The 22,564-nt window shown below is 73.1% G+C and carries 23 protein-coding genes; 17 read left to right on the top strand and 6 right to left on the bottom strand.

The annotated features are described in order from the left end of the window. The first annotated feature begins 27 nt into the window (after positions 1 to 27). Positions 28 to 2,235: an MMPL family transporter gene (locus tag ACIBQ8_RS23130; protein ID WP_397192925.1), complete on the top strand. Its 2,208-nt coding sequence runs from the start codon at positions 28 to 30 to the stop codon at positions 2,233 to 2,235. Here the strand turns inward: ACIBQ8_RS23130 and ACIBQ8_RS23125 are convergent. Then, positions 2,192 to 3,049, bottom strand: a complete 858-nt coding sequence (locus ACIBQ8_RS23125; protein ID WP_397171207.1) for a GNAT family N-acetyltransferase — start codon at positions 3,047 to 3,049, stop codon at positions 2,192 to 2,194. The two genes, ACIBQ8_RS23130 and ACIBQ8_RS23125, sit on opposite strands and share 44 nt — an antisense overlap. 94 nt (positions 3,050 to 3,143) lie before the next feature. On the opposite strand from ACIBQ8_RS23125, the gene ACIBQ8_RS23120 reads away from it, so the two are divergent. Next, a complete protein-coding gene (locus ACIBQ8_RS23120) occupies positions 3,144 to 4,043 on the top strand; it encodes a lactonase family protein (protein WP_397192924.1) in 900 nt (299 codons plus the stop codon). An 81-nt stretch (positions 4,044 to 4,124) separates the two neighbouring features. Continuing rightward, complete coding sequence (locus tag ACIBQ8_RS23115) at positions 4,125 to 5,678, top strand: N,N-dimethylformamidase beta subunit family domain-containing protein (protein WP_397192923.1); 1,554 nt, start codon at positions 4,125 to 4,127, stop codon at positions 5,676 to 5,678. Here ACIBQ8_RS23115 and ACIBQ8_RS23110 read toward each other — a convergent pair. Continuing rightward, a complete protein-coding gene (locus ACIBQ8_RS23110; RefSeq protein ID WP_397171211.1) occupies positions 5,635 to 6,360 on the bottom strand; it encodes a Clp protease N-terminal domain-containing protein in 726 nt (241 codons plus the stop codon). The two genes, ACIBQ8_RS23115 and ACIBQ8_RS23110, sit on opposite strands and share 44 nt — an antisense overlap. A 171-nt stretch (positions 6,361 to 6,531) precedes the next feature. Here ACIBQ8_RS23110 and ACIBQ8_RS23105 point away from each other — a divergent pair, with 171 nt between their 5' ends. Next, on the top strand, positions 6,532 to 7,557 hold the full coding sequence (locus ACIBQ8_RS23105; RefSeq protein WP_397171213.1) for a 6-phosphofructokinase: 1,026 nt from the start codon (positions 6,532 to 6,534) through the stop codon (positions 7,555 to 7,557). Between the two features lie 281 nt (positions 7,558 to 7,838). On the opposite strand, the gene ACIBQ8_RS23100 is transcribed toward ACIBQ8_RS23105, so the two are convergent. Continuing rightward, positions 7,839 to 8,702, bottom strand: a complete 864-nt coding sequence (locus tag ACIBQ8_RS23100) for an MHYT domain-containing protein (protein ID WP_397171215.1) — start codon at positions 8,700 to 8,702, stop codon at positions 7,839 to 7,841. Positions 8,703 to 8,816: 114 nt separating this feature from the next. On the opposite strand from ACIBQ8_RS23100, the gene macS reads away from it, so the two are divergent. The 3 genes from macS (at position 8,817) to thiI (ending at position 11,871) form a co-directional block, all read left to right on the top strand. Then, a complete protein-coding gene (gene macS, locus ACIBQ8_RS23095) occupies positions 8,817 to 9,944 on the top strand; it encodes a MacS family sensor histidine kinase (RefSeq protein WP_397192922.1) in 1,128 nt (375 codons plus the stop codon). Positions 9,945 to 9,953: 9 nt separating this feature from the next. Beyond that, the gene (locus tag ACIBQ8_RS23090) at positions 9,954 to 10,607 is read left to right on the top strand and encodes a response regulator (RefSeq protein WP_397192921.1); all 654 of its coding nucleotides are present in this window, start codon (positions 9,954 to 9,956) and stop codon (positions 10,605 to 10,607) included. Between the two features lie 67 nt (positions 10,608 to 10,674). Then, the gene (thiI, locus tag ACIBQ8_RS23085; protein WP_397171219.1) at positions 10,675 to 11,871 is read left to right on the top strand and encodes a tRNA uracil 4-sulfurtransferase ThiI; all 1,197 of its coding nucleotides are present in this window, start codon (positions 10,675 to 10,677) and stop codon (positions 11,869 to 11,871) included. Position 11,872: 1 nt separating this feature from the next. Here thiI and ACIBQ8_RS23080 read toward each other — a convergent pair whose 3' ends face one another. Further along, positions 11,873 to 12,163 (bottom strand): YiaA/YiaB family inner membrane protein, encoded by a 291-nt coding sequence (locus tag ACIBQ8_RS23080; protein WP_397171221.1) that lies wholly within the window; start codon positions 12,161 to 12,163, stop codon positions 11,873 to 11,875. 155 nt (positions 12,164 to 12,318) lie between these two features. Here ACIBQ8_RS23080 and ACIBQ8_RS23075 point away from each other — a divergent pair, with 155 nt between their 5' ends. The 3 genes from ACIBQ8_RS23075 to ACIBQ8_RS23065 all read left to right on the top strand — a co-directional run bounded on the left by ACIBQ8_RS23075 (position 12,319) and on the right by ACIBQ8_RS23065 (position 14,914). After that, positions 12,319 to 12,915 (top strand): molybdopterin-dependent oxidoreductase, encoded by a 597-nt coding sequence (locus tag ACIBQ8_RS23075; RefSeq protein ID WP_397171223.1) that lies wholly within the window; start codon positions 12,319 to 12,321, stop codon positions 12,913 to 12,915. A 55-nt stretch (positions 12,916 to 12,970) separates the two neighbouring features. Continuing rightward, positions 12,971 to 14,107 carry a sensor histidine kinase gene (locus tag ACIBQ8_RS23070; protein WP_397171225.1) on the top strand — a complete coding sequence of 379 codons (1,137 nt, stop codon included), beginning with the start codon at positions 12,971 to 12,973 and terminating at the stop codon, positions 14,105 to 14,107. Between the two features lie 66 nt (positions 14,108 to 14,173). Further along, positions 14,174 to 14,914, top strand: a complete 741-nt coding sequence (locus ACIBQ8_RS23065) for a LytR/AlgR family response regulator transcription factor (protein WP_397192920.1) — start codon at positions 14,174 to 14,176, stop codon at positions 14,912 to 14,914. 618 nt (positions 14,915 to 15,532) lie between these two features. Here the strand turns inward: ACIBQ8_RS23065 and ACIBQ8_RS23060 are convergent. Further along, complete coding sequence (locus ACIBQ8_RS23060) at positions 15,533 to 16,375, bottom strand: deoxyribonuclease IV (protein ID WP_397192919.1); 843 nt, start codon at positions 16,373 to 16,375, stop codon at positions 15,533 to 15,535. 145 nt (positions 16,376 to 16,520) lie between these two features. Here ACIBQ8_RS23060 and uraD point away from each other — a divergent pair, with 145 nt between their 5' ends. Genes uraD through ACIBQ8_RS23025 form a run of 7 tightly spaced genes read left to right on the top strand, consistent with a single transcriptional unit; the run spans position 16,521 to position 21,177 of the window. After that, a complete protein-coding gene (gene uraD / locus ACIBQ8_RS23055) occupies positions 16,521 to 17,042 on the top strand; it encodes a 2-oxo-4-hydroxy-4-carboxy-5-ureidoimidazoline decarboxylase (protein WP_397192918.1) in 522 nt (173 codons plus the stop codon). Then, the gene (uraH, locus tag ACIBQ8_RS23050; RefSeq protein WP_397192917.1) at positions 17,039 to 17,338 is read left to right on the top strand and encodes a hydroxyisourate hydrolase; all 300 of its coding nucleotides are present in this window, start codon (positions 17,039 to 17,041) and stop codon (positions 17,336 to 17,338) included. Before uraD ends, uraH begins: the two co-directional genes overlap by 4 nt. Next, the gene (gene pucL, locus ACIBQ8_RS23045) at positions 17,339 to 18,202 is read left to right on the top strand and encodes a factor-independent urate hydroxylase (protein WP_397171234.1); all 864 of its coding nucleotides are present in this window, start codon (positions 17,339 to 17,341) and stop codon (positions 18,200 to 18,202) included. Positions 18,203 to 18,207: 5 nt separating this feature from the next. Next, complete coding sequence (locus tag ACIBQ8_RS23040) at positions 18,208 to 19,068, top strand: FAD binding domain-containing protein (protein ID WP_397171236.1); 861 nt, start codon at positions 18,208 to 18,210, stop codon at positions 19,066 to 19,068. Next, positions 19,068 to 19,538 carry a (2Fe-2S)-binding protein gene (locus tag ACIBQ8_RS23035; protein ID WP_397171237.1) on the top strand — a complete coding sequence of 157 codons (471 nt, stop codon included), beginning with the start codon at positions 19,068 to 19,070 and terminating at the stop codon, positions 19,536 to 19,538. The genes ACIBQ8_RS23040 and ACIBQ8_RS23035 overlap by 1 nt, the downstream gene beginning before the upstream one ends. Continuing rightward, on the top strand, positions 19,535 to 20,917 hold the full coding sequence (locus ACIBQ8_RS23030) for an 8-oxoguanine deaminase (protein ID WP_397171239.1): 1,383 nt from the start codon (positions 19,535 to 19,537) through the stop codon (positions 20,915 to 20,917). Before ACIBQ8_RS23035 ends, ACIBQ8_RS23030 begins: the two co-directional genes overlap by 4 nt. A gap of 47 nt (positions 20,918 to 20,964) precedes the next feature. Beyond that, entirely contained in the window at positions 20,965 to 21,177 is a 213-nt protein-coding gene (locus ACIBQ8_RS23025; protein WP_357967865.1) for an EF-hand domain-containing protein, read from the top strand. 70 nt (positions 21,178 to 21,247) lie between these two features. On the opposite strand, the gene ACIBQ8_RS23020 is transcribed toward ACIBQ8_RS23025, so the two are convergent. After that, positions 21,248 to 22,399: a winged helix DNA-binding domain-containing protein gene (locus ACIBQ8_RS23020; protein ID WP_397171240.1), complete on the bottom strand. Its 1,152-nt coding sequence runs from the start codon at positions 22,397 to 22,399 to the stop codon at positions 21,248 to 21,250. Positions 22,400 to 22,564 lie beyond the last annotated feature (165 nt).

Genomic DNA, 22,564 nt, shown 5'->3' with positions numbered 1-22,564 from the left:
ATCGGGCCCGGCGCGGGCGGTGCCCGCGTGGCCGTGAACCTCGCCGCCCGCGGCCCACGGGCCGCCGCCGCCGGGCCGCCGCTGCGCAGGCTGGGCCACCTCCTCGTCCGCCGCCGCCGGCTCGTGCTGGCGCTGGCCGCGCTCGTGCTCGTCGTCGCGGGCGTCCTGGCCGCCGGTACGGTGTCCCGCCTGTCCCTGGCCCGCTTCGAGGCGCCGGGCTCGGAGTCCGACAGGGCCCAGGCCGAGCTCGTCCGCCGGTTCGGCACCGGCAGCCCCGACCTGGTCTTCCTGGTCACCCCCAGGTCCGGCACCGTCGACGACCCCGCGGCCGCGGCGGCGGGCCGCTCGCTCACCGACCGCATCGGCCGCTCGGCCGGCGTCGCGGAGTCCTCCTCGTACTGGACCAGGGGCAGGCCCGCCACCCTGCGCAGCCGGGACGGCCGGCACGCGCTGATCGTGGTGCGCGTCCCCGGCGACGCCGACCACGTGCGCACGCGGGTGCTGCCGGAGCTGGTGCCGCGGATCGTCGGCGAGCAGGGCCCGCTGCGGGTGCGGGCCGGCGGCGGGGAGGAGGTGTTCCGCGAGACCGTGCCGCTGGCCAGGCAGGACTTCGTCCGGGCCGAGCTGGTGATCTTCCCGCTGGCGTTCGCGCTGCTCTGGCTCTACCAGCGGCGCGTGATGGCCGCCCTGGCGCCGATCCTGGCCGGGGTGGCGGCCATGGTGGTCGGCCTGGGGCTGCTGCGCGGCGTCCTGGCGTTCGCGGAGATCTCCACCTTCGCCCTGAACCTCACCCTCGCCATGGGCCTCGGGCTCGGCATCGACTACTGCCTGTTCGTCGTCCAGCGCTTCCGCGAGGAGGTCGCCGCCGGACGCGACCGCGCGGCGGCCGTCGCCGGAGCCGTCGAGCACGCCGGGCGGACCGTGCTGTTCAGCGGGCTCACGGTGGCCGCCGCCCTGGCCGTGCTGTTCGCGCTGCCCTTCGACTTCCTGCGCTCGTTCGCCTACGCGGGCATCGCGGTCGTGGCCGGCGGCCTGTTCGCGGCGGTGGTCGTGCTGCCCGCCGTGCTGGCCTCGGCCGGTGGCACGATGCTGCCCAAGCCGCGGCCCGGACGCGGCACGGGCCTGCGGCGGGCAGGGCGGCCCCGGGGCGCCGGGTTCTGGCACGGCCTGGCCGTCCAGGTCATGCGGCGGCCGGTGGTGTCCGGCGGCCTGGCGGCGGCGTTGCTGCTGGTGCTCGCCTCGCCCTTCCTCGGCCTGCGCTTCGGCACGGCCGACGACCGCGTCCTGCCGCCGGAGGCGTCCTCGCGGCAGACCCAGGAGGTCATCCGGCGGACCTTCCCGGCGGAGGAGACCGACGCCATCCAGATCGTCTCGGCGGGGGCGGTGCGGGCCGCCGACGTCCCGGCGTACGCGGCGCGGCTCTCGCGGGTTCCCGGGGTCGCCCAGGTCGACTCCGCCGCCGGCGCCCACGCGGCCGGGCGCAGGGTCGGCGACGGCGACCCGGCCCGCTTCCGCGGGCAGGGCGCCTGGCTGTCGGTGGTGCCCTCCGCAGAGGCGCTGGCCGGCGACCCGGTCAGGCTGGTGGCGGCCGTACGGGCCGTCCCGGCGCCCTTCGCGGTCCTGGTCGGCGGCTATCCCGCCGAGCTGGCCGACTACCGCGCCTCGGTCGTGGACCGCCTGCCGCTGGTGCTGGCGCTCATGCTGGGCGTCACGTTCGCCGTGCTGTTCCTGATGACCGGCAGCCTGGTGCTCCCGCTCAAGGCGACCCTGCTGAACGTCCTCAGCCTCGGCGTCATGTTCGGCGCCCTCGTCTGGGTCTTCCAGGAGGGCCACCTGGCGGGCCTGCTCGGCTTCACCCCGACCGGCACGCTCGACCCGAGCATCCCGATCCTCATGCTCTGCGTCGCCTACGGCCTGTCGATGGACTACGAGGTCCTCCTGCTGTCCAGGATCAAGGAGGAGCACGACAGGACGGGCGACACCGAGCAGGCCGTCGCCGCCGGCATGCGGCGCGGCGCGCCCCTGATCACCGCGGCGGGCGGCATCCTGGCGCTCACCTTCGCCGCCTACGCCACCGCGCGCGTGGCGTTCGTGCAGATGCTGGGGGTCGGCATGGCCGTCGCGGTGCTGGCGGACGCCACCGTGATCAGGGCGGTGCTGGTGCCCAGCCTGATGCGCCTGGCCGGGCCGCTCAACTGGTGGCCGCGAGGTCGAGCGACCACATCTCCTCGGTGACCTCGGCGCCGTTCTCCGCGCCCTTCTCCGCCGACTCCAGCTCGAACCCGGCCGCCTGGTAGATGCGCCGCGCGCTCACCAGGCAATCGCGCGTCCACAGCGTGATCCTGCGGTAGCCCCGGTCCCTGGCGTGGCGCACGCACTCGGCCACCAGGCGCCGCCCGATCCCGAGACCCCGCGCCGACGGCTCGACCAGCAGCATGCGCAGCTTGGCCGTCGTGTCGTCCTGGTGCACGCAGAACACGCACCCGGCGCGCTCGCCGTCGACCTCGGCGATCCAGCCGGCGTCGCGGGCGGGGTCGTAGGCCCCCACGATCCTGGCCACGAGCTGCTCGAACTCGGTGCCCCAGCCGTACTCCTCGCTGTAGAGGGCGCCGTGCCGGTAGGCGACCCAGCCCAGGTCGCCGGTGCGCGGGGGCCTGATCACGTACGAGCGGGCGGCCGGCTCGCCGAGCAGCCGCCTGATCGTCGCCATGCTGCCGACCAGCAGCGCCCGGTCGGCCTCGGGCAGGCCGCCGAGCAGCCGTTCGATCTCCTCGGCCGAGCGGCGGTCGAGCCCGGCGAACGTGGCCGCGCCCGCCTCGGTCAGCCGGACGAGCTGCTTGCGGGCGTCGGCGGCCGACCGCTCGCGGGCGACCAGCCCGTCGCCCTCGAACCGGGCCAGGATCCGGCTCAGGTAGCCCGCGTCGAGGTCGAGCAGCCCGCGCAGCTCGCCGGTCTCCATGCTGTCGGCGTGCGCGAGCTCGAACAGCACCCTGACTTCCGTCAGCGAGTAGGGCGAGTCGAGCATGCCTGCCTGGAGGACGCCGATCACTTTCGTATAGAACCGGTTGAAGGCTCTGATCTCAGAAACCCTTGCCTCCGTCAACGAACTCATTGCCACAGTCAACCATAAGAAGGATCCCGTTGTGAACCTCTACATAGGCGGCTACGGCCCCGGCATCGTCACGGTGGGCGGCGAGCTGACCCGCGTGGCCTCGCCGTCGTTCCTGGCCGCCCATCCCACCCTGCCCGTGCTGTACGCGGCCGGCGAGCTCCAGCGCGGCTGGCTCACCGCCTTCACCACCGAGGGCGGCCTGTCCCCGCTGGACGAACGGTCCAGCGACGGCGACAGCCCCTGCCACGTCGCCGTGCACCCCTCGGGCAGCCTGCTGGCCGTGGCCAACTACGGCGACGGCACCGCCGGCCTGCACCACCTGGACGAGCGCGGCGCCTTCACCGGCGACCCGATCGTCCTGCGGCACGAGGGCTCGGGCCCCGACCCCGACCGCCAGGCCGGCTCGCACGCCCACATGTGCGTCTTCCACGACGATGTCCTGCACGTCTCCGACCTGGGCACCGACGAGATCCGCCGCTACCGCCTGGACGGCTCCCCGCTCGACCCGATCACCCTGGCCCCCGGCACCGGCCCCCGCCACTTCGCCTTCGCCGGCGACCGCCTGTACGTGGCCGGCGAGCTGGACGGCACCGTGACCCTCGTCGAGGGCGAGCGCCGCACCGTCGTGCCCGCCTCGCGCGCCGAGGGCGACAACGCGCCCAGCCACCTGCAGCTCGACGGCGACCTGGTCTACGTCGCCAACCGCGGGCCCAACACGGTCTCGGTGCTGCGCGCCGCCGACCTGTCGCCGGTGGCCGAGGTGCCCTCCGGCGGCGTCTGGCCCCGGCACTTCGCCATCGCCGGCGACCGCCTGTACGTCGCCAACCAGAACTCCGGCGAGGTGACGGCGTTCACGCTCAAGGACGGGGTGCCCGAGCCGGCCGGTGAGTCGTACCAGGTGCCCAGCCCGTCCTGCGTGCTGCCCGCGTAGGACCGCGGCGAGGAGAGCGGCCGGTGTAAGGATCTGGCCAAGTCGTGGCCCGTCCCGGTGGCGGGCCGCGACGATGGCCGGGTGCGCAAGCTCCTGCTGCTCCTCGCCCTGCTGATCGCCGTCCTGCCGGCCGCCGGATGCGGCGGCGGTCCCGTGCGGCCGGCGCCGTCCGCGCCGTCCGCGTCGCCCGCGCCGCCCGTCCCGCAGCCGTCGGAGCCGGACCTGCCGTCGCCGCCGCCGGTGGAGGCGGGGGAGTCGTGGCGGATCACCACCCGCGGGACCGACCACGAGATCGAGGGCTACGCCGACCACGTGAGCGTCCTGCCCGGGGAGTCCTTCGCGCTGCACGTCTCCACCACCGCACCGCGCTTCACCGCCGGCGCGTTCAGGATGGGGGCGCGCCCGGCCAAGGTGTGGGAGTCGCCGCAGGTGCAGGGCGTGCGCCAGCCTCCGGCCAGGACCGTGCACGGCATGGTGACCGCCGCCCACTGGAAGCCCTCGCTCACCGTGGACACCCGCGGCTGGACGGAGGGCGCGTACCTGATCAGGCTCGACGCCTCGACCGGCGCCCAGCGGTACGTGCCGATCACCGTCCGCTCGGCCTCCACCCGGGGCCGCGTGGTGATGGTGAACGCGGTCACCACCTGGCAGGCGTACAACCTGTGGGGCGGCCGCAGCCTGTACCTGGGCCCCGGCGGGTTCGCCGGCCGCTCGCGCGAGGTCACCTTCGACCGCCCGTACGACGGCGGCGGCGCCCGCCTGTTCCTCGACTTCGAGCAGTCGGCCCTGGCCGTGGCCGAGCGCAGCGGCGTGCCCCTGGCCTACCTCACCAGCCTCGACCTGGGCCCCGGCGTGCTGGACGGCGCCCGGGCCGTGGTCTCGCTCGGCCACGACGAGTACTGGTCGCCCGCCATGCGCACGGCCGTCACCAAGGCCAGGGACAGCGGGACGAACCTCGCCTTCCTCGGCGCGAACGCCGTCTACTGGCGCATCGCGATCAAGGGCAGGACGGTCGCCTGCGACAAGGAACGGCTCTGTCCCCTGTGGCGGGACTCCCGCCCGGAGAGCGCCCTGGTGGGCCAGATGTACGACTGCTTCCCCGCCCAGGGCGCCTACACGGTCCGCAGGCCCGGCCACTGGATCTTCGCGGGCACCCGGGGACGGCGTTTCCCCGGCATGGTCGGCCCGGAGACCGACAAGGTCTCGCGCGGCTCGCCGAAGGGCGTGCAGGCGCTGGCCGACTCGCCGTTCTCGTGCGGAGGACGCGGGACGACGTCGCAGAGCACGTACTACACCGCGCCGAGCGGGGCCGGGGTGTTCGCCTCGGGCACGATGCGCTGGGTGTGCGCGATGCGCGGCAAGCGCTGCGGCCACGGCGTCCCGGAGTCCGCGGCCGCCTTCACCCGCCGCGCCACGGCGAACGTGCTGACCCGGTTCGCCGCCGGCCCGGCCGGGCTCGCCGATCACCCCGCCCACCCTCCTCAGGACCGCCCGGGACCGCCGGCGAACGCCGCCCCCGGGAGCGGCCCCAGGGCCGCCGGGGGCGGCCCGAGCGCGGCCCGGGGGCGGCCCGAGCGCGGCCCGGGGGCGGCTATGAGCTTCGCTCGCGCAGGATCGCCGCCAGCCGCTCCCTGATCTCCCGCTCGGCCGCCTCCTTGCGCACGCCGAGGTCGGTGAGGGCCCGCACCACCGGGCCCTCCTCCAGGGAGAGCACGCCGAGCAGCAGGTGCTCGGTGCCGACGTAGTTGTGCCCGAGCCGCAGGGCCTCGCGCAGCGTCAGCTCCAGCGCCTTGGCGCTCTGCGCGGAGAACGGCAGGGTGACGGGCGACTGCCCGCCGCCGGGCCCCATGGCCGCCGTGACGGCCTCCCTGACCGCCTCGGGGGAGGCCCCGAGCGCGGCCATGGTCGAGGCGGCCAGCGCCTCGGGAATGTGCAGCAGCCCGAGCACCAGGTGCCCGACCTCGATGTGGTCGTGCCCCGACAGGCGCGCCTCCTCCTGGGACTTGACCACCGCGACCCGCGCCTTGTCGGTGTAGCGGGCGTAGTTGCGCAGGTCGTCGGCGAGCGAGCCGCTCTCCTTGACCACGAACCGCTTCTGCGCGGCCTGCTTGGTCACGCCCATGCTGCGGCCGATGTCGGTCCAGGAGGCGCCGGAGTGGCGGGCGTGGTCCACGAAGTGGCCGATCAGGTGGTCGGCCACCTCGCCGAGGTGCTCGCCCAGCGTGACGGCGTCGGAGAGCTGGCCGAGCGGGTCGCCGTCCGGATGACGGCTCTTGATGGCGGCGATGAGGTCGTCGAGACGTACGGTTTCGTCCATGCGTCAACCATAGGTTGACGATGAAGCATCGTCAACCCTGGGTTGACGATCGCTCCTTCCAGGAAATGATCGAGGGCCGCGCGTTTGGTCTAGACCACTGAGCGTCGCGGCAGGCACAATGCGAGCTGTCACCGAGCAATGGTTCGTGAACCCCATCGGGAGGAACCCGCCATGCGTATTGGAGTGCTCACCGGAGGCGGAGACTGTCCGGGTCTCAACGCCGTCATCAGGGCCGTGGTGCGTAAGGGGGTGAGCACGTACGGCCATGAGTTCGTGGGGTTCCGCGACGGCTGGCGCGGGCCCCTGGAAGGCGACACGATGCCGCTCGACATCCAGGCCGTACGAGGCATCCTGCCGCGGGGCGGCACCATTCTCGGATCCTCCCGCACCAACCCGATCAAGATCCAGGGCGGCGTCGACCGCATCAAGGAGAACCTCGCCGCCACCGGCGTCGACGCCCTGATCGCCATCGGCGGCGAGGACACGCTCGGCGTGGCCAAGCAGCTCTACGACCGCGACGTCAAGGTCGTGGGCGTGCCCAAGACCATCGACAACGACCTGTCCGGCACCGACTACACCTTCGGCTTCGACACCGCGGTCAACATCGCGATGGAGGCCATCGACCGGCTGCACACCACCGCCGAGTCCCACCACCGCGCGCTGATCTGCGAGGTCATGGGCCGCCACGCGGGCTGGATCGCGCTGCACGCGGGCATGGCCGGCGGCGCGAACGTGATCCTCATCCCCGAGAAGCCCTTCGACATCGACCGGGTCTGCGAGTACGTCGAGTCCCGCTTCCGCACCCGCTACTCGCCGATCATCGTCGTGGCCGAGGGCGCCCACCCGATCGAGGGCCAGATGGAGCTGCAGACCGGCACCCTCGACGCGTTCGGGCACGTCCGGCTCGGCGGCATCGGCGAGGTGCTGGCCAAGGAGATCGAGAAGCGCACCGGCAAGGAGGCCCGCACCACCGTGCTCGGCCACATCCAGCGCGGCGGCACCCCGACGGCCTACGACCGGGTGCTGGCCACCAGGTTCGGGCTGCAGGCGATCGACGCCGCGCACGAGGGCGACTACGGCACGATGGTCGCGCTGCGCGGCACCGACATCGTCCGGGTCGGGCTCGACGAGGCGACGGCCGAGCTGAAGACCGTGCCGGCCTCCCGGTACTCCGAGGCCGAGGTGTTCTTCGGCTGAGGTCGCCGCGGCCGGGTGAGGCTTTCTACGGCGGCCGGCCGGGTGAGGCTTTCTACGGCTGGCTGAAAGCGGCTTGCAAGCGCCGGGCCGTACCTTCTGGGCAGCGGGGTTACCGCTTACAACCCCCCTCGGGGTACGGCTTGGGGCGCAGCGAGTCGGCGGCCCACTTTGCGCCGCAAGCCGTACCCAGGAGATAGCTCGACCGCAGGGCGTGCCGAGGTGATCCACCTCCGGCGCGCCCTCGTCGCGTCCGGCCCCGTCCGGACGCTCGTCGCCGGGGGCTACCTGCGGGGCGCGCGCATCATCGGCTGCTGTTGCGGGCGGGGGGCGGCCGGCGGCGCGGGGTAGGCCAGGCGCTGCTGCTGGGCGGTGCGCCGGCGCAGCTCCAGACGGGCGACCATCTCGGCGTCCTCGTGCAGCTCCTCCTCCGAGGGCGCGAGGATCACCATGAGCAGCATGGTCAGCGTGATCAGGCTGATCACGGTCATCAGGGGGACGAGGAAGTCGAGGGCGTCGGCGCCGGTGACCATGCCGGGCTCGGCGTCGACGGAGACCCGCATGGCGTACATGCCGGTGTAGTGCATGCCCGAGACGGCCACGCCCATGACCAGCGCCGCGCCGGTGATCCAGACCGGCTTCTTGACCCGCAGCGTGAACCAGAGCGCGGCGGTCGCGGCCACGACGGCGATCACCACGGACCCGGCCACGATCGTGCGGTCGTAGGAGACGTGGGCGCTCATGTTCATGGCGTACATGCCGAGGTAGTGCATGCTGGCCACGCCGAGCCCGGTGAGCAGGCCGCCGCCGAGCAGCGCCAGGGCCCGGCCGCGGCCGTAGGAGACCAGGAACAGCCCGGTGCCGACCACCACGACGGCCACGGCGGCCGAGGCGACGGTGAGCGGCACGTCGTACTTGATCTGCGTGCCCTCCACCGCGAAGCCCATCATCGCGACGAAGTGCATGACCCAGATCCCGGTGCCGCCGATGGAGATGGCCGCGCCGATCAGCCAGCGCACCCGCGACGCGCCGCGGCTGGCGTGCGCCTGTGCGGTGAGCCGCAGTCCGAGCATCGAACCCAGGCACGACATCAGGTACGCCAGCAGCGGTGTGAGCGGTCCGTGGGTGAAATGATTAACAGCGGTCATATATCGACATTCCTTGTGATTAGGGGTTGACGGATTGTGTCATCCGGTCTGTCCCTTCCGCATGGATAACGCAACTATCTGTCAACCGGCGTGTCGGAAACGTGAGAGAGTCTCATGAGCATCGAGCGGCCCTTCTGGCGCGCGATCGCGGTCTTCCGCGCCGCGTCGTTGCTGTACGCCGCCGTGCTGATGGCCCAGCACCGCGGGTACGAGCAGCCGGTCACAGGCTGGCTGGTGATCGCCCTGATGGCGTTGTGGACGGCCGCGGCCACCTATGCGTACGCGTCAGAAAGGCTGCGCGGGTGGCCCTTGCTGGCCGTGGACCTGCTGGTGGCGCTGGCCTGCCTGCTGGCGTCCCCGTACGTGGAGGGCGCCCGTCAGGGCGTGGCGGGCACCATGCCCGTGCCCGCCACCTGGGTCGCCGGGCCCGTCCTGGCCTGGGCCGTGTACGGCGGCAGGCGCGCGGGCGCGGTGGCGGCGGCCCTGGTCGCCGCCGCGGACCTGTGGCTGCGCGTGCGCGCCCCGGAGGCGCCGGTGATGATCAACGGCGCGGTCCTGCTGTTCCTGTCAGGAGTGGTTGTCGGGCACGTGGCCCGGCTGGCCAAGGAGGCCGAGGAGCGCCTGCAGCGCGCGGCCGAGATGGAGGCCGCCCAGCGCGAATGCGACCGGCTGGCCCGCGACCTGCACGACTCCGTCCTGCAGGTGCTGGCCCTGGTCCAGCGGCGCGGCCGGCAGATCGGCGGCGAGGCGGCCGAGCTGGGCCGCCTGGCCGGCGAGCAGGAGGCCGCGCTGCGCGAGCTCATCGCCGCCCGTCCCGCCCCGACCGGCGCCACGGACCTGCGCTCCCTGCTCATGCGGCACGGCTCGCCGCTGGTGACGGTCTCCACCCCGGCCACGCCGCTCGTCCTGCCCACCCCGGCGGCCGCGGGCGTGGCGGCCGCGGTCGGGGCGGCGCTGGACAACGTGCGCGAGCACTGCGGCGCGGACGCGCGGGCCTGGGTGTTCGCCGAGTCCTGCGACGACGTGGTCATGGTGACCGTCCGCGACGAGGGCCCCGGCATCCCGGCGGGACGCCTGGAGCGGGCCGCCGCCGAGGGCCGTCTGGGCGTCGCGCAGTCCATCCGCGGGCGCGTGGCCGACCTGGGCGGGACGGTCGCCGTCGCCTCCACGCCGGCCGGGACCGAGATCGAGATCAGCCTTCCCTGCGGGCGGGCGCGGAAGGGCGGGGGCCGGCCCGGTTAGAGTGGCGTCATGGTGCGGGTCATGGTGGTGGACGACCATCCCATGTGGCGCGACGGCGTGGCCAGGGATCTGTCCGAGGCGGGCTACGAGGTCGTGGCCGTGGTGGGGGAGGGGCGGCAGGCGATCAGGGCGGCCGCGGCCGTACGCCCCCAGGTCGTCGTGCTGGATCTGCGCCTGCCCGACATGTCCGGCGCGGAGGTGGCCGCCGGGCTGGCCGGGGCCGAGCCGGCGCCCAAGGTCCTGGTGTTGTCGGCCAGCGCCGAGCAGGACGACGTGCTGGCGGCCGTCAAGGCGGGCGCGTCCGGATATCTGGTGAAGTCGGCCGGCCGGGAGGAGTTCCTCGACGCCGTCCGCCGCACCGCCGAGGGCGACGCCGTCTTCACCCCGGGCCTGGCCGGGCTGGTGCTCGGGGAGTACCGGCGGCTGGCCGCGAGCCCCGCCGCCGGACGCGCGGACGATGACGGCCCGAGGCTGACCGAGCGCGAGACCGAGGTGCTCAGGCTGGTCGCCAAGGGCCTGACCTACCGGCAGGTCGCCGACCGCCTGGTGCTCTCCCACCGCACGGTCCAGAACCACGTCCAGAACACGCTGAGCAAGCTCCAGCTGCACAACCGGGTGGAACTGGTCCGATATGCGATCGAGCAGGGCCTCGACGCGGACTAAACTCGACAGGTCGCGGCGTTGCCTTCCTAGCGGCCGCGCTTTCCCCGTCTTCCCCGGAGGTTCCACCATGACGATGTCCGCCCTGGGCGAGCCATGCGTTCTGCTCAAGCTGGGCGAGATCGTTCTCAAGGGCAAGAACCGTGAGCTGTTCGAGCGCCGCCTGATCGACAACATCCGCTTCGCGCTGCAGGACCTCGGCCTGAAGACGGACGTGCGCCGCCGCCACGGCGTCGTGGCGATCTTCCTGCCCGAGGGCTCGGACGTCGAGCAGGCCGACGCGGTGGCCCGGCGGGTCGCCGACGTGCCCGGCCTGGTCTGGATCCACCGCGCCTGGCGGGTGGCCAAGGACCCCGACACCGTGCTCAAGGCCGGCCTGGAGCTGATCCGCGACCGCGAGGAGGTGGCGCGCAAGGCCAGTTTCGCGGTGCGCTCCCGCCGCCGCGACAAGCGCTTCCCGCTGCGCTCCAACGAGCTTGACCGGCTCGTCGGCGGCGCGATCAACGACGAGTACGACCTGCCCGTCAGCCTGAAGAACCCCGAGCTGACCGTCTTCATCGAGGTCGACCGGGACGAGGTGTTCGTCTTCACCGACGGCATCCCCGGCCAGGGCGGCCTGCCGGTCGGCAGCAGCGGCCGGGCGCTGGTGCTCATGTCGGGCGGCATCGACTCGCCGGTGGCGGCCTACCGGATGATGAAGCGCGGCCTGCACGTCGACTTCCTGCACTTCTCCGGCATCCCGTTCACCACCTCCGAGTCGATCTACAAGGCGTACGCGCTGGTCAGGAAGCTCGACAGGTTCCAGGGCAGGTCGCGGCTGTGGGTGGTGCCGTTCGGCAAGGCGCAGCAGTCGATCCGCAACTCGGGCCAGGACCGCCTGGCCGTGATCGCCCAGCGGCGGCTCATGCTGAAGACGGCCGAGGAGGTCGCCCACCGCATCCGCGCCGGCGCGCTGATCACCGGCGACGCGCTCGGCCAGGTCTCCTCCCAGACGCTGGCCAACATCACCGCCCAGGACAACGCGGTCGACCTGCCGATCCTGCGCCCGCTCGTGGGCTGGGACAAGACCGAGATCATGGCCGAGGCCCGGCGCATCGGCACGCTGGAGATCTCGGAGCTGCCCGACGAGGACTGCTGCTCCCTGCTGGCTCCCAAGCGCGCCGAGACGCGGGCCAAGATCGACGACCTCAAGCAGATCGAGAAGCGGCTCGACGCCGAGGAGCTGTGCGTGCAGCTCGCCGACTCGATCCAGGAGTACACGCTGTAGCTCAGGCCGCGTCGACCTTGAACGGATCGTGCTCGGCCAGCAGCTTGTCCAGCCTGGCCTGGTCCACGCGGTTGGTCACCTCCGCGAGCTCCTGCCGGTCGCGGACGACCTTGCACAGGTTGACCGTGGAGGTGACCACGTACAGCAGGCCGAGCGCGAGGAACGCCCTGATCCAGCCGGAGGCCGGCAGGTAGATCAGCGCGATCACCACGGACGACACGGACACGGCGAACGACAGGACCGCCTGGACGTAGAACGCGGCGGTCTGCGTGGGACGGATGGGCTTGGTCATGAGTTCATGGTGATCTCGCAGGCCAGGCCGTCGCATGAGCTTCCGTACTCAAGTTACTCCTGAGTACGGAAGGCCCGGCCGCAGCCCCGGACGCGGGGGGCGGGCGGGCCGATGGCAGGATGGCCCAAGACGCGAGATCGGTGAGGGGAGTGATCGTGGAGGAGTCGCGCCTGCCTCCAGGCCAGTACGTCCCGCGCGGCCGCCCCGTGATCCACTACGGCAGGGTGCCCGCGTTCAAGCCGGACAGCTGGGACTTCCGCGTCTTCGGCGCCACGGCCTCCGGCGAGGAGCACTGCCTGACGTGGGCGGACTTCGAGCTGCTGCCCCGGGCCACGCGCATCGCCGACTTCCACTGCGTCACCAAGTTCTCCCTCATGGCCAACGAATGGCGGGGCGTCACCCCGGCCACGATCATGGAGCTGGCGCCGCCCGACCCCGGCGTGCGCCACGTCATGATCTGGGCCGAGTACGGCTACAGCGCCAACCTCCGCATGTCCGACTTCGCCGCCCCCGACACCCTGTTCGCCACCGAGCTGGACGAGAAGCCGCTCAGCCCCGACCGCGGATTCCCCGTGCGCATCGTGGTCCCCCACCTGTACGCGTGGAAGAGCGTCAAGTGGGTGCGCGCCGTCGAATACCTCCTGGAGGACCGGCGCGGCTTCTGGGAGGAACGCGGATACCACAACCTGGCCGATCCCTGGCAGGAACAGCGCTACTCCTACCAGGAGGAACCCGGCGAGGGCCCCCCGTAGACTTCACTGTGGGTTTCCACCCGAACGCGACCGGTTATTGGCTACGGTTTGGCGCATGCAGACCACCGCATGCGTGGCGCTCTCCCTCCTGCTCTTCCTCCTCGGCTACGCCTGCGCCAGGACGCGCCGCCCCGCGCTGGCCGAAGGCGGCAAGCACGAGGCCACCTTCACCGCGTTGCACGTCGCGGGGCTGGCCGCGCCCGCCCTGCGCGGCGGGCTCGACCGCGACTCGGCGCGCAAGGCCGTCCGTCACCTGCACGCGCTGCTCGGCACCCGCGCCGTCGCGATCACCTCCACCGACGCCGCGCTGGCCTGGAACGGCCCGTGCACCGACGACGTGCTCACCTACGCCCGCACCACCCTGGCCGCCGGGCGGGCGCAGGTGTTCGCCGGGCGGCCGTACGGGGCCGTGGTCGTGCCGCTGACCGTGGACGACACGGTCGTGGGCACGCTGGCGGCCTTCGACGAGGAGGTCAGCGCGGCGCTCGTGCGCGCCGTGACCGAGCTGGGCCGCTGGGTGTCGGGGCAGTTGGAGCTGGCCGACCTCGACGCCTCCCGCAGGCGGGCCCTGGAGGCCGAGATGCGCGCCCTTCGCGCCCAGATCTCGCCGCACTTCGTCTACAACGCGCTCACCACGATCGCCTCGTTCGTCCGGACGAACCCCAAGCGCGCCCGCGAGCTCCTGCTCGACTTCGCCGACTTCTCCCGCTACGCCCTGCGCCGGGCCCACGACTTCACCACCCTGGCCGACGAGCTGACCTGCGTCGACCGGTACCTGCTGCTGGAGCGCGCCCGCTTCGGCGACAAGCTGCGCTTCAGCCTCCAGGTCGCGCCCGAGGTGCTGCCGGTGCCGGTGCCGTTCCTGTGCCTGCAGCCGCTGGTGGAGAACGCCATCAAGCACGGCATGCGCGGCCGGCGCGGCGGCGGCGAGGTGCGGGTCGTGGTCCGCGACGCCGGCCCCGAGGCCCACATCACCGTCGAGGACGACGGCACCGGCATGGACCCCGAGTGCGCCAGGCGCATGCTCGACGGCGAGCCGGCCCGCGAGGGCGGCGGCATCGGCCTGGCCAACGTGGACCTGCGCATGCGCCAGATCTACGGCGACGGCTACGGCCTCGTCGTGGAGACCGCCCTCGGCGCCGGCACCCGGGTACGGCTGCGCGTCCCGAAGACGCAACTTACCTCCTTGTAGCCAATTCCTTACGCTGAGCTGGCGTGTCGCTTGTGACCTTTGCTTTCATACGGCAGCGTGGAGCCCATGCTGAGGGTCCTGGCGGTCGACGACGAGGTGCCCGCTCTCGAGGAGCTCGCCTACCTGCTGCGCCAGGACACGAGAATCGAACACGTCGCCACCGCGTCCGACGGCGTCACCGCGCTGCAGGACATGGTGCAGATGATCGGCGGCGGCGAGCGGCTCGACGCGATCTTCCTCGACATCCGGATGCCGGGCCTCGACGGGCTCGACCTCGCCCGGCTGGTCGGCGGCTTCCCCAGCCCGCCCAAGCTGGTGTTCGTCACGGCGCACGAGGAGTGCGCGGTGCAGGCGTTCGAGCTGGAGGCCGTCGACTACCTGCTCAAACCGGTCCGGGCCGAGCGCCTGGCGGAGGCGGTCAGGCGGCTGGAGGCGGCCTCCGCGCCGCTCGCCGAGCCCAGCCAGGACGACGTGATCCCGGTCGAGCTGGGCGGCCGCACCAGGTTCGTGCCGCAGCAGGCCATCTGGTTCGCCGAGGCCAAGGGCGACTACGTGCGGCTGCACACCGGCGACGGCAGCTACCTCGTCCGCATGTCGCTGGCCGCGCTCGAACGCCGCTGGTCGGAGGCGGGGTTCATCCGCGTCCACCGCAGCACGCTGGTCTCGGCCCGGCACGTCAGCGAGCTGCGCTTCGAGGGCGGCCGGGTCACGCTCACCGTCGGCACCGAGACGTTGCAGGTCAGCCGGCGGCACAGCCGTCAGGTGCGCGAGCAGCTCGTCCGCCAGCATCGCGGCGCCTTCTCCTGACCGCCGGCCCGCCCGCGTCCGCGCGGGCCGGCACCGACGGGTGGGCGTGAAGCTGGGCGTGTCCGGCGGGCGCCGGGCCCCGGCCGGCGGGCGGTCCGCCGCCGCGATGGTAAAAGATTCCCCAGGTCACGTCGGGTTCGGGCCCTCGGCGCCGGTTCCCGTGGCGCCCTCCAGGGGGCTGCCGGGCGCTGGGAGGACCCATGAACGAGCCGTTCGTCGCTCCCCGGTGACCGCTCGTCGTCCGGACACCCTCCGTATGTCGATGACTACAGACCGTTCAGCGAGCTGACCGTAAACAGGGTTTCGCCCACAAGATCGCGACCGTAGTGTTTCGGCATCGGAAGCCACCCGGCGCATCGGGGGGGACGGGCCGCAAGGCCCAAGCAAGGGCCTGATGCGTCGGCTTCACCGGTGACCAACCAGGTCACCACGGCTGTCGGGCCTTTGACCGGGGGGTAGGGCCCGCCTGCCGATCAGGTGAGGGGGCGCCTGCGGAGGCCACGGACCCCGGCCCCGCGATCCGGCCTTCGGGGGCGGCCGGATCGTGCGAGCAGGCGCCCCTATCACGATTGATGACCAGGACGGGCTTTCATCCCCGTTGCCGGGGATCGCGCCGGATCACTCCTCGTCGCGCAGCTTCTTCAGCAGCTCGATGTCCTCGCGGTGCTTGTCGGCCTTGCCGGGCGTCTCGATGCAGATCGGCACGCCCGCCACCGCCGGATGCCGCATGATCTCGGCGAACGGCTGCGCGCCGATGTGGCCCGCGCCGATGTTCTCGTGCCGGTCCTTCTTGGCGCCGCACACGTCTTTGCTGTCGTTGGCGTGGATGAGCTTGAGCCGGCCGGGCGCGATGGCGTGCAGGGCGTCGAAGGTCTCCCGCACCCCGCCCTCGGCGGCCAGGTCGTGGCCGGCCGCGAAGGCGTGGCAGGTGTCGAGGCAGACGCAGGCCCGCGGGTGCCAGTCGAGCGCGGCGAGATAGGGCTCCAGGTCCTGGACGGTCGCGCAGAGCATCGCGCCCTGGCCCGCCATGGGCTCAAGCAGCAGGTCGGGGCCGCCCTCGGGGATCTCGTCGAGCAGCGGCAGCAGGGTCTCGCGGATCTGCCGCAGCGCGTCGTCGCGGGACTGGGTGACGGCCGAGCCGGTGTGGACGACGACGCCCTTGGCGCCGGTCTCGACCCCGCGCCGCAGCCCGTGGCGGACGACGGCGACGGAGTTGGCCAGCGTCTCGGGGTTGGGCGAGCCGAAGTTCACCAGATACGGCACGTGGATGAACGCGGTGACGCCCGACTCGGCCAGCTTGGCGTCCTCGGCGGGCTTGCCGTCGTTGAGCGCCCAGCCGCGCGGGTTGGTGACGAACACCTGGATCATCTCGGCGCCGATCTCGGCCATGTACTTCAGGCCGCCGGTCGCCAGGCCGCCGGTGACGGACACGTGCCCGCCGATCAGGGATGTCAAGGTCATGATGGCTCCCAGTGTAGGCGCAGCTCAGGGGCGTCCCGGCCGGGGCCGGGTTGGAGCATGACACGAAAAGTCCTGGCCATCCCGTTGCGTACTTGGGAGTTCTCACGGATGGACCGGGAACCGGGCCCGTGTGTGTACTGCTGACATGTCCAACTCCCTGGCCGGGTTCAACCGGCGGCCGCGCGCGGAGGCGGAGGCCGAGCTGCTGGCCTGCTGCGCCTCCCGCGCGTTCGCCGCGGCGGTGGCCGCCGGCAGGCCCTACGCCGCCCGCGAACGGCTCGCCGAGGCCGCCGAGACGGCGGTGCGCGAGCTGACGTGGCCCGACGTGCTGGAGGCGCTGGCGGCCCACCCGCGCATCGGGGAACGCCCGTCCGGGGACGGCCCGGAGGCGCGCTGGTCGAGCGAGGAGCAGGCGGGCGCCCAAGGAGACGCCCGAGGGGACGCGGAGCTGCGGGCCGCACTGGTGGCGGGCAACCGCGCGTACGAGGAGCGGTTCGGGTACGTCTACCTGGTCTGCGCCACCGGCCTGAGCGGGGCCGAGCTGCTGGCCCGGCTGCGCGCCCGGCTGGACAACGACGAGGAGACCGAGCGCGGGGTCGTCCGCGACGAACTGGTGAAGATCACCCGGCTGCGGCTGGGAAGGCTCATGGAAGGGGAGGGGAGTTGAGCTTCTCGACGCACGTCCTGGACGCGGTCTCGGGCCGCCCGGCCGCCGGGGTGCGCGTCCGGCTGGAGCACGAGGGCCAGGTGCTGGCCCGGGGCAGCACCGACGACGACGGCCGGATCAAGGGCTGGGACACCGGGGAGGGCGTGCACCGCGTCGTCTTCGACACCGGCGCCTACCTGGCCGACACCTTCTACCCCGAGGTCGTCATCGCCTTCACCGTCACCGACCCGGGGGCGCACCACCACGTGCCGCTGCTGCTCAGCCCGTACGCCTACTCCACCTACCGAGGGAGCTAGATGACCGTCAAGCTCGGGCCCAACCGTTACGGCAAGGCGGAGACCAGGCTGGTCCGCGTGGTCAGGGACGGGGCCGTCCACCACCTCAAGGACATCAACGTCAGCACCGCGCTGTCGGGCGACATGGAGGAGGCGCACAGGAACGGCGGGAACGCCGCCGTCCTGCCCACCGACACGCAGAAGAACACCGCCTACGCCTTTGCCAGGAAGCACGGCGTCGGCGAGATCGAGGACTTCGCCCTCTTACTGGCCCGCCACTACGTCTCCGCGCACCCGTCCATCCACCACGCGCGGGTGGAGATCGAGGAGTACGCCTGGAACCGCATCCCCGGGGAGTCGCGGCACTCCTTCGTGCGCGACGGCGGCGAGGTGCGCACCTGCGTCGTCCACCACGACAGGGACGGCCGCAGCACCGTCGTGTCCGGCCTGACGGACCTGGTCGTGCTGAACTCGACCGGCTCGGAGTTCCACGGCTTCATCGTGGACGAGTACACCACCCTCCAGCCGACGACCGACCGCGTCCTGGCCACCGCGGTCACCGCCCGCTGGCGGCACGCCGGGACGGGCGAGCGGCCGCCGTACGCGGAGGTGCGCGCCTGCCTGCTGGACGCCTTCGCGCAGACCCACAGCCTGTCGTTGCAGCAGACGCTCTACGCGATGGGCGAGCGGGTGCTGACGACCTGCCCGCAGGTCTGCGAGGTGCGGCTCACGCTGCCGAACAGGCACCACTTCCTGGTCGACCTGTCGCCGTTCGGCCTGGACAACGAGAACGAGGTCTTCTACGCCGCCGACCGTCCCTACGGGCTGATCGAGGGCAGTGTGCTGCGTGAGGACGCACCCGACGCGGGATTCGCCTGGGAGTGAGGACGATGGACTTCTTGCGGCCCACCACGTGGGCGCAGGCGCTGGCCGCCAAGGCGGACCGGCCCGGAGCGCTGCCCGTCCAGGGCGGCACCGACGTGATGGTCGAGATCAACTTCGACGTGCGCAGGCCGGAGGCGCTGCTCGACCTCAACCAGGTGGCCGAGCTGCGCGAATGGCACATGACCGACGGGGTCTGCCGGATCGGGGCAGGGGTCACGTACGCCACGGTCGTCGACGAGCTGGGCGGCGTGCTGCCGGGGCTCGCGCAGGCCGCGCGCACGGTCGGCTCGCCGCAGATCCGCAACCGCGGCACGGTGGCCGGCAACCTCGGCGCGGCCTCGCCCGCGGGCGACAGCCATCCGCCGCTGCTGGCGGCGGGCGCGGTCGTCGAGGTCGAGTCGCGCGAGCGCGGCACCCGGCTGATCCCCGCGGCCGAGTTCTACCTCGGGGTCAAGCGCAACGCCCTGGAGCCGGACGAGCTGATCAGGGCCGTGCGCGTCGAACCGGCCCGGGGGCCGCAGTACTTCTCCAAGGTCGGCACGCGCAACGCCATGGTGATCGCGGTGTGCTCGTTCGCGGTCGCGCTGCACCCCGGCGAGCGGCGGGTCGGCACCGGGATCGGCTCGGCCGCGCCCACGCCGCGCCGCGCCTTGGAGGCGGAGGACCTGCTGGCCCGGGAGCTGGACTGGCACGCCCCGCTCGACCCCGCCCTGCTGGCCCGCTTCGGCGAGCTGTGCGCGCGGGCCGCCGCGCCGATCGACGACGTGCGCGGCACCGCCGCCTACCGGGTGCACGCGGTCGGCGTGATGGCCCGGCGCACGCTCACCTGGGCCTGGAACGACCACCTCGCGAGAAGGGCCGCCTGATGCGCCTGAACGTCACCGTCAACGGCCGCGCCCACAGCGTGGACGACGTCTGGGAGGGGGAGAGCCTGCTGTACGTGCTGCGCGAGCGGATCGGGCTGCCCGGCTCCAAGAACGCCTGCGAGCAGGGCGAATGCGGCTCGTGCACGGTCTATCTCGACGGGCTGCCGGTCTGCTCGTGCCTGGTCGCCGCCGGGCAGGCCGAGGGACGGCGGGTGCGCACGGTCGAGGGGCTGGCCGCGGGCGGCCGGCTGGACCCGGTGCAGGAGGCGTTCGTCGAGTGCGGGGCCGTGCAGTGCGGGTTCTGCACCCCGGGGCTCGTCGTCCAGGCCCATGACCTGCTCGAACGCGTGCCGAGGCCGTCCGACGCGGAGATCCGCGAGGCGCTGGCGGGCAACCTGTGCCGCTGCACCGGCTACGAGAAGATCCTCGACGCGGTCCGGCTGGCCGCCGCGCGGAAGGCGGCCCGATGACCCTGCTGATCGAGAACGTGCACATCGCGCCCGTCGCCGGCCCCGAGATCCCGTCCGGCCACCTCGTCGTCGAGGGCGACAGGATCGCCGCGCTCGGCCCCGGCCCCGCGCCCGCCACCCCCGGCGCCCGCCGCGTGGACGGCTCCGGCTGCCTGGCCACCCCCGGCCTGGTCAACACCCACCACCACCTCTACCAGTGGGCTTCCCAGGGGCTGGCCCAGGACGCCACCCTGTTCGAGTGGCTGGTGGCGCTCTACGACGTGTGGGCCGCCATGGACGCCGAGGTCGTCAAAGGCGCGGCCACGGCCGGGCTCGGCTGGCTGGCGCTGGCCGGCTGCACCACCTCCAGCGACCACCACTACGTCTTCCCCAAGGGCCGGGGCGACCTGCTCGCGGCCGAGGTCGAGGCGGCGCGGGAGATCGGCCTGCGCTTCCACCCGGCGCGCGGCTCGATGGATCTCGGCCGCTCGCAGGGCGGGCTGCCGCCGGACGAGGTGGTCGAGGAGCTCGACGACGTGCTGGCCGCGACGGCGCAGGCGGTGGACGCCCACCACGACCCGTCGCCGTCCTCGATGGTGCGGGTCGCGGTGGCGCCCTGCTCGCCGTTCTCGGCCAGCGCCGAGCTGATGACCGAGTCGGCGGCCCTGGCCAGGGCCAAGGGCGTCCGCCTGCACACCCATCTGGCCGAGACGCTCGACGAGGACGAGCACTGCGTCGAGCGGTTCGGGCTGCGTCCGGTCGACTACATGGACAAGCTCGGCTGGCTGGGGCCCGACGTGTGGCTCGCGCACGCCGTGCACCTCAGCGACGCCGACATCGCCAAGCTCGCCCGCACCGGCACGGGCGCGGCCCACTGCCCCTCCTCCAACGGCCGCCTCGGCTCCGGGATCGCCCGCGTGTCGGAGATGCTGCGCCAGGGCGTGAACGTCGGCCTCGGCGTGGACGGCAGCGCCTCCGCCGAGCTGACCTCACTGGCCGGGGAGATGCGGCAGGCCCTGCTGTTCCAGCGGGCCAGGTACGGCCCCCGCGCGCTGTCGGCCCGTCAGGCGCTGGAGCTGGCCACCCTGGGCGGGGCGCGCAACCTGGGCCGCGAGGCCGAGCTCGGCTCGCTGGAGCCGGGCAAGCTGGCCGACGTCGTCCTGTGGCGCACCGGCGGGCCCTTCGCCGCCGCCGTGGCCGACCCGGTGTGCGCGCTGGTGTTCGGGCCCCCGCCGCCGGTGGCCCGCGTCCTGGTCGGCGGCCGGACCGTGGTCGAGGACGGCGAGCTGCGCACGACGTCCCACGACGCGGCCGGACGGGCGGGCGCGCAGGCCCACCGCAGGCTGATGCGGCTGGCGGCCGAGCGCGGGCACTCGGCGGGCAGGGAGATCCAGCACTAGGGTGGTGAATGTCCGGAACGTGGCATTCAGTACCGAAAGGCGGTCCCGTGTCGGCAGAACTCCCCGGTGAGCGGCTGGCGCAGCTCAAGAGCACCTTCGCCGAGATCGACACCGACGGCGACGGCTTCGTCAGCGAGGCCGAGCTGAAGCGGCACTTCCCCGACCTGCCCGCCGAGGCCCTCGGGGCGCTCAGCCAGGAGGCCGACTCCGACCAGGACGGGCGCTACTCCCTGGAGGAGTTCATCCGCGTGGTCTCCTGACGGCCCGCGGGCGGCTCCCGGGCGGCCTGCGGGCGGCCCCTGCGCTGCCTCCGTGCTGGCTTCGCGCGCCCTACTCCGCCAGGGCGCGCTCCAGGGGTGTGCGGAAGCGGGGTGTGATCCGCACGCCGCCGAGCCAGGAGGCCAGACCGGCGATCTCGGCCTCCACGGCCGCCACGGCGTCGGAGCCCAGGTCGGTGAGCGCCCGCCACACGATCTCGCCGCCGGGCCGCTGCCCCCAGCCGCCGACGACCTGCCCGTCCCACCACACGGTCGGGCCGACGTTGCCGCTGCGGTCGAACAGCTCGGCCCGGTGCTCCTTCGGCAGGTACCAGTCGCGGCCCTGCCAGCCCATCGGCGTGGGGTCCAGGGCGGGCAGCAGCGCAGCCCACGGCGCGGGCTCGGGCGTCTCGTCCAGATCGCCGGGCAGGACGTATCCCGCGCCCTCGTCCAGTTCGACCTCGACCGCGCCGACGGCGGCCAGCGCGGCGCGCACCTCGCGCAGCGTCCAGCCGGTCCACCACTTGACGTCGGCCTCCGTGCCGGGGCCGAACGCGGCCAGCCAGCGGCGCACCAGCTCCGCCTGGGCCTGCGGGACCGTGGTCTCGTCCATGGGCGGGGCGACGGCCCACAGGTGCTGCGTGCTCGTCCAGGAGCCGGACGGGCGGCCCTGGCGGACCAGCCGGCCCTCCATGCCCATCAGCGTGATCAGCCGCTGCCCGACGCTGTGCATGGCCTCGTACGGCTTGCCCGCGGCCACCCGGAACTGCTCGCGCAGCCGCGGCTCCAGCACCCCCAGCCGGGCCGCGGTCGCCGTGCCCTCCGCCGCCAGGGCGCGCAGCACCGACGCCTCCACCTCCGCCAGCCACGCCTCGTCCCAGCCGCCGGCCGCGGCGAGCTCCTTGACCAGCGCCTTGCGCACCCGCGTGGCGACCGCGAGCGTGGAGGAGTGGTGCACGACGGGCACCAGCGCGGCCGGGACCACGAACACCGTGCGGCGCATCCCGTGCATGCGCACCAGCGTGCGGTCCTCGTACAGGGCCCGCTCGACCGGCTCGGTCCCGGGCGCGGTGAGCCGGGCGCCCGCCGACAGGAACACCGTCGCCGGGTCGGTGGCGTGCAGCGCCACCACGGACGCCGTCGCCTCCTCAGGGGTCGCCGCCTTGGCCGCCAGGCTGTGGCGCACGCCCAGCCGGCGCCGCCTCTCCCGCTCAGATATGCGCATCAAACGCCTCCTTACGGGATGTGAGCCTAATTGGAGGATCACACACCTCAGAACCCGTCAGAACGGCTCAGGTTCGTGCGCGCGGCCCATGGGCGGCGGGCGCGAACGCCTGTTTCACTGAGGGCACCCTCCTTGAGGGCACTTTCACCGAGGGCGCCCACCCTC

It is taken from the genome of Nonomuraea sp. NPDC049646 (assembly GCF_044465525.1).
Classification (GTDB): domain Bacteria; phylum Actinomycetota; class Actinomycetes; order Streptosporangiales; family Streptosporangiaceae; genus Nonomuraea.
Note: the sequence above shows the minus strand (reverse complement) of the source record. Positions and strands in the feature narration are given on the sequence as shown.

What these genes read in the sequence shown, in the direction of transcription:
- ACIBQ8_RS23110 (WP_397171211.1), bottom strand. Translation starts at nt 6,360, where the DNA reads ATGGACGAAACCGTACGTCTCGACGACCTCATCGCCGCCATCAAGAGC.
- ACIBQ8_RS23105 (WP_397171213.1), top strand. Translation starts at nt 6,532, where the DNA reads ATGCGTATTGGAGTGCTCACCGGAGGCGGAGACTGTCCGGGTCTCAAC.
- ACIBQ8_RS23100 (WP_397171215.1), bottom strand. Translation starts at nt 8,702, where the DNA reads ATGACCGCTGTTAATCATTTCACCCACGGACCGCTCACACCGCTGCTG.
- macS (WP_397192922.1), top strand. Translation starts at nt 8,817, where the DNA reads ATGAGCATCGAGCGGCCCTTCTGGCGCGCGATCGCGGTCTTCCGCGCC.
- ACIBQ8_RS23090 (WP_397192921.1), top strand. Translation starts at nt 9,954, where the DNA reads ATGGTGCGGGTCATGGTGGTGGACGACCATCCCATGTGGCGCGACGGC.
- thiI (WP_397171219.1), top strand. Translation starts at nt 10,675, where the DNA reads ATGACGATGTCCGCCCTGGGCGAGCCATGCGTTCTGCTCAAGCTGGGC.
- ACIBQ8_RS23080 (WP_397171221.1), bottom strand. Translation starts at nt 12,163, where the DNA reads ATGACCAAGCCCATCCGTCCCACGCAGACCGCCGCGTTCTACGTCCAG.
- ACIBQ8_RS23070 (WP_397171225.1), top strand. Translation starts at nt 12,971, where the DNA reads ATGCAGACCACCGCATGCGTGGCGCTCTCCCTCCTGCTCTTCCTCCTC.
- ACIBQ8_RS23065 (WP_397192920.1), top strand. Translation starts at nt 14,174, where the DNA reads ATGCTGAGGGTCCTGGCGGTCGACGACGAGGTGCCCGCTCTCGAGGAG.
- ACIBQ8_RS23060 (WP_397192919.1), bottom strand. Translation starts at nt 16,375, where the DNA reads ATGACCTTGACATCCCTGATCGGCGGGCACGTGTCCGTCACCGGCGGC.
- uraD (WP_397192918.1), top strand. Translation starts at nt 16,521, where the DNA reads ATGTCCAACTCCCTGGCCGGGTTCAACCGGCGGCCGCGCGCGGAGGCG.
- pucL (WP_397171234.1), top strand. Translation starts at nt 17,339, where the DNA reads ATGACCGTCAAGCTCGGGCCCAACCGTTACGGCAAGGCGGAGACCAGG.
- ACIBQ8_RS23040 (WP_397171236.1), top strand. Translation starts at nt 18,208, where the DNA reads ATGGACTTCTTGCGGCCCACCACGTGGGCGCAGGCGCTGGCCGCCAAG.
- ACIBQ8_RS23035 (WP_397171237.1), top strand. Translation starts at nt 19,068, where the DNA reads ATGCGCCTGAACGTCACCGTCAACGGCCGCGCCCACAGCGTGGACGAC.
- ACIBQ8_RS23030 (WP_397171239.1), top strand. Translation starts at nt 19,535, where the DNA reads ATGACCCTGCTGATCGAGAACGTGCACATCGCGCCCGTCGCCGGCCCC.
- ACIBQ8_RS23020 (WP_397171240.1), bottom strand. Translation starts at nt 22,399, where the DNA reads ATGCGCATATCTGAGCGGGAGAGGCGGCGCCGGCTGGGCGTGCGCCAC.